Genomic DNA, 12,206 nt, shown 5'->3' on the forward strand with positions numbered 1-12,206 from the left:
CTTTAGCCTCTCTTGAGAATAAGTTATTTGGTTACTTTGATAAGTACAAAGCTCCAAATGATAAGTTCAAAAGTTTATGTTCTTTCAAATGTTTTAATACCTAATTATTTTTGTCGTTTACTATAATTATAGAAACTACAGCCTCCAGCCCGTCCCTGCTGCGCTTAATCACCAAAGCAAAACAACTAGGCTACTTTACCCGTATTGTTTTTATGATGCTAAACTCTCCACATCTTAACATCACTCGCATCAAACATAGAGTAAGCCTAGGAGGCCACTTTATTGATGATTTAACTGTGCAGCGCCGCTACGACCGAGCCATTAACTTATTGCCCCAACTAATTACCGCAGCCGATCACTTCCAGCTCTTTGACAATAGCACTCTGCCCCAACAAATCTTACTAAAGAAGGCCAACCTTGACCTCATGGTCAACACCGCCACCCTCTCAACCCTTGCCCCATCAGAGCAAGATACCATCAACCACCTCCTATCAAAGCTTAACCTCACCAAGCAAAGCTAACTGACGATTAGGCCAATCAACCAAGCACAAGCTGGCCAGGCTTTGGTAGGCTTGGCCTGCATAGGCCTAGCCTAGCCTTGCCAGAGCAAAGCTAGCCTGGCCATGCTGGTGGTTAATTTGAAAACTCATTACCTACTACTCTATAGATTTAACTTAGACTTAGCCTCGCATAGCGATTTGCAAAAAGCTTATTGACCCATTATGAGTTGATACGGGGACAATGTGCTTTCAATTTAGCTATTAGGCTAATTAAGCCCTGATAGCATAAAATCCCAAAGGTCTAAACTATACTGCCCACAAGTAAAGCCTCTAGCTTTTTTGCTTTTTACAAAAACAAAAAAGGCGGACTTACGCCCGCCTCTAAATATAAAGAGAGAGATATTGTTATTCTTTATTGACCTAACAAGCTAAGAGCAATAGTAGGACGCTGGTTAGCCTGAGCAAGCACTGATTGAGAGGCCTGCTGAATGATATTGTTCTGAGTAAGAGCAGCAGTCTCAGAGGCAAAATCAGTATCACGAATACGGCTACGTGCATCGGCCTCATTCTCAGAAATATTGGCCTGATTACGAATGGTGCTTTCCATTCGGTTCTGGATCGCGCCTAGCTCGGAGCGCTTAGAATCAACCTTTTGGATGAACGCATCGATATTTGCTAATGTTTTAGTTGCAGTATCAGCTGTGGAAACCTGCCATACAAATTGTTCTGTTTGAGCACTATCAACTTTTCTTTTTGCAATGCCTTTATCTGCTTGGAAGTTGTTACCTAGAACTTGAGAGTAAAGACCCGACATTGTAAAGGCACGAGACCAAGCAAGTGCTAAGGTATCACCAGCATTAGCGCCTACTTGGAAAGTAATCTTACCTTGGTTAGCACCACCAGGAATTAAACTTTTTCCACCAGTATTAGTTCTATTAGCACCATCAAGCACTGTTGCGCCAGCGAAAGTGGTTTGCTTAGCAATACGGGTAATTTCAGCAGAGAGCTTATCAACTTCTTGTTGAAGGGCAGCACGATCCTCGGCGGTATTGGTACCGTTGGCTGATTGCACGGCCAAAGTACGGATACGCTGGAGCATGTTGGTGGTTTCGTCTAAAGCACCTTCAATGGTTTGGGCAAGAGCGATACCATCGTTGGTATTACGATTTCCCTGATTTAAACCATTGATTTGGGAGGTGAGACGATCGGAAATTTGTAAGCCTGCAGCGTCATCTTTTGCAGAGTTAATTCTAAGGCCTGAGGATAGTCTCTGGTAGCTAACGTTGAGGCTATTGGTAGCATTGGTTAGCTTTCTCTGGGCATTGATCGAACTTACATTAGTATTAACGTAAAGAGCCATAACAATTCTCTCTTAAGCTGATGAAACAGCTATTTTCTAATATAAATACCACGACATGAAGGGTATTTATTTTGGTAAATAAAATGGCATTTGATATGCCCAAAACTATAGACCGAATATGATCTTGTACCTTGATTTCTAAAAAGACTTTCTATAGACCACACTATAGGCTGGTAAATGGTCTTTTTAGACAACATTTTTAATACGCAATATAAATGCCAGATTATTTAAAGCTGCCAATAAAGACCTAGTTCACTACTGCTTTTTAGTGTTTTGCGGTGCTTATAAACGACTCTATTTCAAGTAAAAAAATATGCCACATCATAGTAATAGTGGCTGCTAACACTAAGATTGACTTGCTATTGAAACTTTGAAGGATGGAATTTGGATTAGTGGCAGTAGTAGCCATGTGATTCTTTAGCCATGGCTTTGGCCGTGGTATTAGTTTTGGTCGGTACTTGCACTTGGCAATGGAGCTTGCTGGTGTTGCGTATTTTGCTGCAGTTGCTGTTGCTGCTGGTGTACTTGATGCTGTACCAGTGTTTTTACTAAGGATGGGTCGTCCATGATTCTGGCTATCCATGAGGCTGCTGATTCGCCTTTTTTAAGGCGCTTATTATTAGGAAGTAATTGCACAATTTCTTTGTTTTCCATATGGTGCAGCCTCTATCTTAATTTGGACAGTTCTTAAGGCTTTTAAGACTCTTAAGGCAACTTAACTGTTTTGAAATCTTGAGATGGCATTTTGGCTTGGAGTGCTTTGGCAAATTCCTCAGGAATAACCTCAGGACGGTCAGTTGCAAAGTTTACATAAGCAATGGTTGATTGCATGGCAAAGAGTACCTTTTGACTGTGCTTATCGATAACCTCTTGGTACATCTCAAGACTGGCTTTTCTTAAAGATACAGGAATGCAAGTTACGATTAACTCATCTTCAAGCTTAGCACCAGCTAAGAAACGAGCCTTAAGTGAAGACACTACAAAGCCCTTTTTATCTTCTTGTAAGTGTTCGCTTTGCTTGTAACCTAATACCTCACGCACAAAGTCTGTTCTGGTACGCTCGCAAAACTTTAAATAGTTAGCATGATAAACACGACCACCTACATCAGTGTCTTCATAATAAACACGAAATTCGCTCTTAAAGACCTCAAGATCACTCATTTATTACCCCTTCCTCTTGTTAGATCTTAATTATTGGCGTGGGCCATAGGTTCGTCAAATTTGTCGTATGCTTTATAAGTAGCAACACGGCCACGGCTAGAACGCTGAACAAAACCTTGCTGAATTAAATATGGCTCTACCACATTTTCTAAAGTTTCACGCTCATAACCTAAAGAAGCAGCTAAGCTCTCAATACCTACAGGGCCACCATTAAAATCATAAATCATGCAACGTAAATAAGCACGATCAAAGTCATCAAAGCCATCGACATCAATTTTTAAAATATCTAAAGCTTTATGAGCAATATCTTGGGTAATTACGCCATCACCCTTAACCTCAGCATAGTCTCTAACACGTTTTAACAAGCGGTTAGCAATACGTGGTGTACCACGTGAGCGTCTGGCCAGCTCCAGCGCACCCAGCTCATCAATATTGATTTTAAGCTTCTTAGCAGAGGCCTTAATAATAATGCTAAGTTCCTCTGGAGAGTAATATTGCAACTGGAGAATAATGCCAAAACGGGCTCGTAAAGGAGAGGTTAAAGTACCAGCTCTAGTAGTAGCACCAATTAAAGTAAAAGGCTGTAAACCAATTTGAATAGAGCGTGCCGATGGGCCTTCACCAGTAAGAATATCAACCTTGTAATCCTCCATGGCAGGATACATAAATTCTTCGATTACAGGGCTAAGACGGTGGATTTCATCAATAAAAAGCACATCACGACGAGCTAAGTTAGTAAGTAATGCCGCAGCATCACCCTTTTTCTCTAGCGCAGGGCCTGAGGTGGTAGATAAATTTACTCCAAGTTCATTAGCAATAATATTAGATAAAGTAGTCTTGCCTAAACCAGGAGGGCCAAAAATAAGTACGTGATCTAGGGCCTCACCACGCTTTTTTGCTGCCGCTAAAGCAATTTCTAATTGGCTTTTGGCATCTTCTTGGCCAATATAGTCAGATAAAGTTTTAGGGCGAAGGGCTCTATCCTCGCTAGACTCAGTTAGCTCGGCAGCTATTTCTTGAAATGTTTTTTGAGGATTAAGATCGTCATTTCTTAAGTCCACTTGCAGCGCATCAGCCACAATACCCTTAGCATCAGCCACTTTTCCCCCCTAACTTTTGCTAACTAATAAAGCTTTTACGAATTAAGGCTAAAAATTATAGCACAGCCCAAATTATTAAATCTTTCTAAAAAATGAAGCCCCTATCCATCAGCGGCTCATACAGCCTGCCATCAACCAATCTAACCTATTAGGTTCACCTGCCATTTTCTTTAGTTAACCTAGCCAGAGCGGCAATGCTTTTAGCCCTAGAACCACTAAGTAGCAATGGACAGCCTTGGCTTGGCTTGGCAAGAATTGCCTGAGATGCGCAGCTTAGCGCAGCTCCGCTCAGCGCAACGCAGCGCAGCGCAGCTCAGTCTAGCAAGGCCTAGTGCCTAGCAGCACCGCTGCTGTGCAGCAGCTGGTGTTTGTTGTGGTGTGCTGGGCTAGGTCCAGGATGCTGGAAAAGGCCAAGTCTAGACTGAGATTTTATGCATTGGGGTTGCTGTTCTAGCCCTTAGAGAGCTTGGCTAAAGAGGCCACAATAATTTGCTCTGTGGTCATGCCCTTTTCAAATACGGCTTTAACTGTAGCAATAGCCATATTCTCCTTGTAACCTAAAGACATGAGAGCTTGAATAGCATCATCAAAGGCAAAGGCATTTTCATCCACTGTGTTTTGAGGCATTTCCACGCCCAACTCTGCATTAATAGCATTGGCACTTTGTACAATAATACGCTCACCAATACGCAATTTATTAAGGCGATCTTTCATCTCAACAATGATACGCTCAGCTGTCTTCTTGCCGATACCAGGAGCAGCCATTAAAGCATTAATACGTTGAGCATTAATTACCTCAATAAAGGTTGGTAAATCCATAGTTGATAACAAGGCAATAGCTGCACGTGGGCCAATACCATTAATCTTAATTAACTCACGGAAAAATAAGCGTGACTCTTGGCTATCAAAACCATAAAGCAGATCTGCATCTTCTCTTACTACATGATGAATGTATAAAAAACATTCCTCATTCATTTTTAAGGAGCTAAGCAGATTACCAGGGATCTCAACTTCGTAGCCAATACCGCCATTAACCTCAATTAAGGCACTCAATCCTTCCATGCCAATGAGCTTTCCACGTAATGAACCAATCATTTTTTCACCTTTAACATGCTAAAAATCTATTCTTGCTCATAAATTACCCATATTACTGCTGAGGAGGAGTATAAGAGCGCCAAGAATTACGAGAGTGAGACGATACCTTGCGTCCACGTGAACTGGTAGCAATAGTATTGTTTGGGCCTAAAATACGATTTACTTTAGAAGCAAAACCATGGCAAATAGCACAGGCCAAAGCATCAGCAGCATCAGCTTGTGGCGTGCCATTTAGCTTTAACAGACTTTTAACCATGTATTGCACCTGAGTCTTTTGAGCAGCACCATAACCTACTACCGCTTGCTTAATCTGCATAGGGGTATATTCAAAAACCTCAAGACCTGCTGATGCTCCTGCTACCATAGCCACCGCACGAGCCTCAGAGAGCTTAATTGTGGCCTGAACATTTTGGGATAAGAATGTCTCTTCAATGGCCATTTCATCTGGATGAAATTGCTCAATAATATTGTTTACTCCATCCAAGATAATTAGCAGGCGCTTATATAAAGCATCACTACCAGTCATAATGCACCCTGAGCCTAAATAAACAGGCTCATTGTTGACCATTTGAATCACGCCATAACCTGTTTTGCGTGATCCTGGATCGATTCCTAAAATAATTTGCGACATTTTAATTTCACCGCCACCCTATAATTAAGATAAATATTATTGCCATTTTCGAAGCAATAGCAAGCAAAAAATGCTTGTAATCTCAACCTACAGAATAGATCTTGTCATCATATTATGAGCGCAAAGCCACCTGTCTTTAGACAGGAGCGGAAGCGCCCTTCGTTTTTGATTGCTGTTAAAAATGTTTTTCGCTTTTGACTAAGCTTAAGTTTTTTAGGGTAGACAGATTTGGATATCTGTTGACCAACATTCGCTTTAGGTGGTGAAGGTTAATTACCATTAGATATGTCACTTTGTTTTTACCCTAAGGATAGCCACAAGCTAACGATGCTTAAATCAAGCTACTGGCAACTTTAGTCAGTGGCATAGCCAATAGTGGTTAACGATTTTTTGCTATGCCCTAGGCACCATAGCACTAACTCAGGAGGTGATTAAGGTTTATTAAGGCTACGTGGTAAAAACAAGCATAGAATCTGGCTGGAGTCAGGACGTGATCAGGCTTTTTAGTCGTTTTAGAGCTATTTAAACTACCAAAGTTATCCAGCCTTTAACATTGTGATGTTCTTAAAAACTTGCCTCAAATAGAAAATTCTTAATAATCTTGCTTTTTTATATATCTATGCAACAGCAATTATATATCTGTATTTAGCGATTTTAATAAGCACTCTTTTGATATCTTTCAGATTCTTAAAGTTTCCAAACACTATAATACTAGCCAGCTCTGAACCTACTAGTGTAAATTAGAGTGCAAATTTGCATAAGTAATACTAATAATGAACCAGCACTTCAAGCTATTTAATTAAATTTTGTAATATCTCATCCGTTAAAGAAATTATCAAATGTTAAATTTTCTTTAAAAGCATGTTGAGAATGCCATTAACCTGCTTTTAATATGCTTTTTGTTGTTTGTCTAACCTCAAGATAGCTACTAGTAGTGAGTGCTTACCCTTTATGCTCAAAATATAGCACTCACCCTTGCTATATATCGTGCTTACTATAGCAGTCCGTACTAGCACTACCAGGTAATACAACAAAAAGCATTTAACCAATGCTTGAGACAAACGCCAAAGAACTATTATTTTTTTACAGAGCTATACGCTGACTGACCAATTCTCAAAAGTTCAAGGCATTACTTGCCCTATTCATAGTTTCTTGGTTGTTTGTCTCACCCTTCTTAAGCAATTTCTTCCCCTTTATGCTACCGCAACTCATTATTAGGCCAATACCTTAAACTTGTGTCGTTGTAATGACTTTTAGCGGTACTACCCAAAGTCATTTAGCTTTTTATTAACTTTAGCCATGATTGCCTTGGCAGCTCTCACGTATGCTTGAAAAGGCTCCTCAGAGCTTACCCATGCTCAACAAATAGCCAATTGCACTTTGCCTCCTAATGAGCTTGCCCTTGCCAGACCTTATTTTCTTTATCATGACTTGGTATAGCACGACATATCATGCTCTACCTTATCTTGGCCAGCTGTAATGAGCACTAACAGTTAGCCCCTATCATCTAATGTGATGCGGTGGCTTTAATCATGTTTGCTTGAATTTGCTTGACTCTGCACTGGCTTTAGCCCTAGCCCTAGCCCTAGCCCTAACTCTTAGGATTAAGCTCTTAAGTTGCGGCTTGATCAAAGCTTAAGCAAAGCTTGGTTGGTTTATTTGTTGGTTGGTTGGTTGAATAGCAATAGGCTTATTTATTTGGTCTGGGCTAAAGGATGAAAAAAGGGGCAGTGGAGTTGCTAAATTGGGGCACGTGCTATTTAGCTTTGGCGTTTAGAGTAAAATTGGATCATTTGCTGTTGTAGTTTTGTTAATTGATTGAGCATCTAAATGTCTTTTAGTGTTTTAACCTCTTTTGCACTAGCTTCTTTTATTTTAGCTATTGCTCCTGGCCCAGATAATATCTTTGTACTTACCCAAAGCGCCTTATATGGAGTGAAAAAGGGCATAGCGGTAATTATTGGCCTCTGTTTAGGTATCTTGATTCAAACTTTATGTCTGGTGGTGGGCCTAAGTGCTTTTATTAGTGCCGTTCCAGCATTGATGATTGTCATTAAATTAATTGGCGTTGCTTATTTATGCTATTTAGCCTATCAGGCAATTAAGGCCTCCCGAGCCTTAAGCCGTGAATCATCTCAGGCAGCAGCATCTGCTGCTGGAGCTGGTGCTAGCGCTGATGCAGGTGCAGGCGCTAAGGCAGACGCTGGTGCTGATAACCATAGTCGGGCTCACAATAAGCTTGGTGATATTAGCTATCGTCGCTTGGTGTATCGTGGTCTTATCATGAACATTACTAACCCTAAAGTTCAGCTCTTCTTTTTGTCCTTCTTTCCTCAGTTTTTACCAAGCTCAGCTCAGGGCATGGTATTAGCAGCTTATATGGCTTTGTTGGGCGCTATTTTTTTACTTATGACCTTAATAGTGTTTTGTTCTATAGCTCTCTTTTCTGGAACTTTGAGCTCCTATTTCAATAGCCCTAGCTTCAACATCAAACTAAACTACAGTGCCGCTTTTATCTTCCTAGCCTTGGCTGTTTTTACCTTATTGACTCTTACAGAATAAGCTCTTTATTAAATGTAATTTATAAATCGATTAATCTAAATAGCAGGCTATGGATTAATACTATAATTTATAAGCTAATATGCCTACTAACAGGCATATTGGACAGCTAAACTTGCGTGCTTTGCTCTTGCTAAAAATATGCAATGGCAACTTTTTTTTGCTTTCTTTAAACGGCATAATCATGGGGTTTTTAATTAACATTTGGCCTTAAATCAACCTTAGTGCACATTGGATTTTTTACTCTCCTTTGGTGTACAATCCCCTCCCACAATTTATTAAGGATAGAGCCAATATCCTCATAACAGTCTTATTAGCTATGGGTGTTCAACACTACATATCTCATCTTTATCAGCAATGAAGTTTAAGGCTGTGCAAAGTTCTTTTGTTCGTCGGTTGTAGATCCTTATATTGTGTTTGGTTGGCACATATATAGCTTATATTGTGTCTTGTTTAATCTAATCTATTTACCACCTACAGCTTAAAGGGAGAGTTTACTCTCACCCTCTATAGGTGCTCAAAGCTGGAGATATACCTTGCAAATCATAAAACGTTCAGGTCAAACCGAAACTTTTGATAGCAATAAAATTGCGGTAGTTATTGCCAAAGCCTTTGCTAATGTAGGCCAGAAGCTCGATGACAATCAGAAGGATAGTTTGGTCTCCGTTATTACGCAGAGGGTTACCAATGCTGTAGAAAAGACCGTGGAGAATATTCAGGATATTGTTGAAGAGACCTTAATGGAACAAGGTTTCTACTCAGTAGCCAAGAGCTTTATTCTTTACCGTCAGAAGCGTTTTGAACTACGTACCGCTCGTGTAGCTTTAGTAACCGCCACTGGTGATGTTTCTTTAGAGCCAACCTTAGCCTCTATTCAAAATGACTACTTAGAGCCTGAGTACTCTTTAACTGTTTTAGCCTCTAAGTTCATTGCTATTAGTGCAGGTCACAATGCCTCCATTAATGAACAGTTAAACTCTCTTATTAAGGCAGCTTGTGAGCTTACCACTCAAACTGCACCTAAGTTTGAGATGATTGCAGGCCGTTTATTAGCCCATAAGTTTCACTTAAACTTAGCTCAAGAATTAACCAAGCTTAACTTAAAGTCTTTTTACGATAAGTTATCTTACTTATCTGATCATGGCTTATATGGTCAATACATTCTCAAAGCCTATACCCAAGAGGAAATTGAGCGTGCTTATAGCTTTATTGACAATAGCCGTGACAATTTATTCACCTATTCAGGCTTAGATTTACTCATTAAGCGCTATGTAATTTGCAATCATAAGCACGTACCACTTGAGACCCCTCAAGAAATGTTCTTAGGTATTGCTCTTCACTTAGCAATGAATGAGACCAATAACCGCATGAACTGGGTACAGCGCTTTTACAACATGTTATCCAAGATGGAAGTCACTATGGCTACTCCAACCTTGGCTAATGCTCGCAAGCCTTATCACCAGTTATCATCTTGCTTTATTGATACTGTACCAGACAGCTTAAATGGTATTTACCGCTCTATTAACAACTTTGCTCAAGTAAGTAAGTTTGGCGGCGGTATGGGCATGTACTTAGGTAAAGTACGTGCTATGGGCTCTGCTATTCGTAACTTCGAAGGTGCCGCAGGTGGTGTTATCCGCTGGATCCGCTTAATTAATGATACTGCTGTTGCTGTAGATCAATTAGGTGTACGTCAAGGCGCTGTAGCCGTATATCTTGATATGTGGCATCGTGATCTTCCAGAGTTCTTACAATTACGTACCAACAACGGCGATGACCGTATGAAGGCTCACGACGTTTTCCCTGCTATTTGTGTTCCTAACTACTTCTGGAGACAAGTAAAGGAAAATATCGATGGTGACTGGTATTTAATGTGCCCTTACGAGATTAAGAAGGTTAAGGGTTTCTGCTTAGAAGATTGCTTTGGTGATGAGTGGGAGCACAAGTATTTAGATTGTATCCATGATTCACGTATTGCTAAGCGCCAAATTGCTATTAAGGATATTGTTCGTCTCATTATCAAGTCAGCTGTTGAGACTGGTACCCCATTTATCTTTAACCGTGATTTAGTTAACGAGGCCAATCCAAACTCTCACGCAGGTTGCATTTATTCTTCTAATTTATGCACTGAGATTGCTCAAAACATGAGCCCAATCGCCTCTGATGAGATTAAGATTGTTAATACCGAAGATGGTCAGGTCAAGGTTATTACCTCTACTGTACCAGGCGACTTTGTAGTATGTAACTTAGCCTCCTTATCTTTAGGCCGCATTCCAGTTAATGATGGTGCTTATTTAGATAGTTTAGTTGCTACTGCCGTACGTGCTTTAGATAACGTAATTGATCTTAACTTCTACCCAACCCCTTATGCAGAGATCACTAATAAGAAGTATCGCTCTATTGGTCTTGGTATGAGTGGCTATCACCACATGCTAGCTAAAAATGGCATTAAGTGGGAGTCAGAAGAGCACTTAAGCTTTGTTGATAAGGTCTTTGAGCGCATCAATATGGCTGCTATTCGTGCCAGCTCTGATATTGCCAACGAAAAGGGTGCTTACTCTTTATTTGAAGGCTCTGAGTGGCAAACAGGTCAGTACTTTGCCAAGAGAAAGTACACCTCTCCAAAGTGGGAAGAGTTACGTCAAATCGTTGCTAACCAAGGTATGCGTAATGCCTACTTATTAGCCATTGCCCCAACTTCCTCCACCTCTATTATTGCAGGTACTACAGCAGGTATTGACCCTGTAATGAACAAGTACTTCTTAGAGGAGAAGAAGGGCAGCATGTTACCTCGTGTAGCACCAGATCTTAACAATACTACCTGGTGGCTCTATAAGAATGCACACAATATTGACCAAAGCTGGTCAGTACGTGCCTGTGGTGTAAGACAGCGTCACATTGACCAAGCTCAGTCTATGAACTTATACATCACTAATGAGTTCACCATGCGCCAAGTATTAAACCTCTACTTGCAAGCTTATGAAAATGGCGTAAAGACCATTTACTACGTACGCTCCAAGGCACTTGAGGTTGAAGACTGCGCCTCTTGCTCAGCTTAATCTTAATAAGCAATAGCCTATGCTAGAGCTTTGATAAATAAGCCCCTTTTTAGGGGCTTATTTATTGGTAAATTATGAACACTTTAAGCCATATGCGCTTTATTAGTGATTCACTCTCCTTGCCTTTGTAGTTGAGTAATATGTCATAAGGGCCATCAACCACACTCAAGCACCGAATGGCTGGGATTAAGGCGGATTGAGCAAAGATAATTTATGAGGAGAGTAGAGGTGAGTTTAGATCTTGCCAATATCAACACTTTAGAAATTCGTAGCACTCAACATGAGCTCTACAGCAACTTTACTCATCTTTACGAGCAGAGCTTTCCCATTTTTGAACAAAGAACCCAAGCCCAACAAGAGTTTGCTTTTACTCAAGAACAATATCACCTCCAATGTTATAAAGATAGTGGCGAAAAACCACTGGGCTTGCCCAGTGGATGAAAGCCACAAATTATCAATCTATGGGTAAGTCTTAGCAAATTTTCCTATGTTTAAAATAGTTTTCAAAATTATTCTAAGGAGTAACTTAAATATCAAGATCGCTCTAGTTAGGAACTGCCCTTTATTAAAGATTAATCTGTAGAAAATAGATACCTTTAATTAAAGAAATTTTTGTGTGGCTCTATAAGAAGCTACATCCTGAACTCTGCATACTAAAGTAACCTCTAAACAACAAATTTTAATAACCCCCATATAAATCTTGTTTTCATGGAGCAAGACTAGAGGTTAAGCTAATGTTAG

10 protein-coding genes are annotated in these 12,206 nt (G+C 40.2%); 4 read left to right on the forward strand and 6 right to left on the reverse strand.

Annotation, left to right across the window (positions count from 1 at the left end; genetic code table 11):
* The first annotated feature begins 110 nt into the window (after positions 1 to 110).
* Positions 111 to 521: a hypothetical protein gene (locus MXE38_RS11115; protein WP_246914901.1), complete on the forward strand. Its 411-nt coding sequence runs from the start codon at positions 111 to 113 to the stop codon at positions 519 to 521.
* Positions 522 to 912: 391 nt separating this feature from the next.
* On the opposite strand, the gene MXE38_RS11120 is transcribed toward MXE38_RS11115, so the two are convergent.
* The 6 genes from MXE38_RS11120 to ruvC form a co-directional block, all read right to left on the reverse strand.
* Positions 913 to 1,860, reverse strand: coding sequence for a flagellin (locus MXE38_RS11120; RefSeq protein ID WP_246914904.1), 948 nt, complete (start codon positions 1,858 to 1,860; stop codon positions 913 to 915).
* A 441-nt stretch (positions 1,861 to 2,301) separates the two neighbouring features.
* On the reverse strand, positions 2,302 to 2,514 hold the full coding sequence (locus MXE38_RS11125) for a hypothetical protein (RefSeq protein ID WP_246914907.1): 213 nt from the start codon (positions 2,512 to 2,514) through the stop codon (positions 2,302 to 2,304).
* 51 nt (positions 2,515 to 2,565) lie between these two features.
* The gene (locus MXE38_RS11130) at positions 2,566 to 3,021 is read right to left on the reverse strand and encodes a YbgC/FadM family acyl-CoA thioesterase (RefSeq protein WP_246914910.1); all 456 of its coding nucleotides are present in this window, start codon (positions 3,019 to 3,021) and stop codon (positions 2,566 to 2,568) included.
* A gap of 26 nt (positions 3,022 to 3,047) precedes the next feature.
* Positions 3,048 to 4,034, reverse strand: coding sequence for a Holliday junction branch migration DNA helicase RuvB (gene ruvB / locus MXE38_RS11135; RefSeq protein WP_246914927.1), 987 nt, complete (start codon positions 4,032 to 4,034; stop codon positions 3,048 to 3,050).
* Between the two features lie 537 nt (positions 4,035 to 4,571).
* Positions 4,572 to 5,216 carry a Holliday junction branch migration protein RuvA gene (gene ruvA, locus MXE38_RS11140; RefSeq protein ID WP_246914913.1) on the reverse strand — a complete coding sequence of 215 codons (645 nt, stop codon included), beginning with the start codon at positions 5,214 to 5,216 and terminating at the stop codon, positions 4,572 to 4,574.
* Positions 5,217 to 5,268: 52 nt separating this feature from the next.
* Positions 5,269 to 5,847 (reverse strand): crossover junction endodeoxyribonuclease RuvC, encoded by a 579-nt coding sequence (ruvC, locus tag MXE38_RS11145; RefSeq protein ID WP_246914916.1) that lies wholly within the window; start codon positions 5,845 to 5,847, stop codon positions 5,269 to 5,271.
* A 1,830-nt stretch (positions 5,848 to 7,677) separates the two neighbouring features.
* Here ruvC and MXE38_RS11150 point away from each other — a divergent pair.
* The 3 genes from MXE38_RS11150 (at position 7,678) to MXE38_RS11160 (ending at position 11,906) form a co-directional block, all read left to right on the forward strand.
* A complete protein-coding gene (locus MXE38_RS11150) occupies positions 7,678 to 8,409 on the forward strand; it encodes a LysE family translocator (protein ID WP_246914919.1) in 732 nt (243 codons plus the stop codon).
* 533 nt (positions 8,410 to 8,942) lie between these two features.
* Positions 8,943 to 11,465 carry a ribonucleoside-diphosphate reductase subunit alpha gene (locus MXE38_RS11155; RefSeq protein ID WP_246914922.1) on the forward strand — a complete coding sequence of 841 codons (2,523 nt, stop codon included), beginning with the start codon at positions 8,943 to 8,945 and terminating at the stop codon, positions 11,463 to 11,465.
* A 228-nt stretch (positions 11,466 to 11,693) separates the two neighbouring features.
* On the forward strand, positions 11,694 to 11,906 hold the full coding sequence (locus MXE38_RS11160) for a hypothetical protein (protein ID WP_246914924.1): 213 nt from the start codon (positions 11,694 to 11,696) through the stop codon (positions 11,904 to 11,906).
* Positions 11,907 to 12,206 lie beyond the last annotated feature (300 nt).

It is taken from the genome of Anaerobiospirillum sp. NML120448, from assembly GCF_023050945.1.
Lineage (GTDB): Bacteria > Pseudomonadota > Gammaproteobacteria > Enterobacterales > Succinivibrionaceae > Anaerobiospirillum.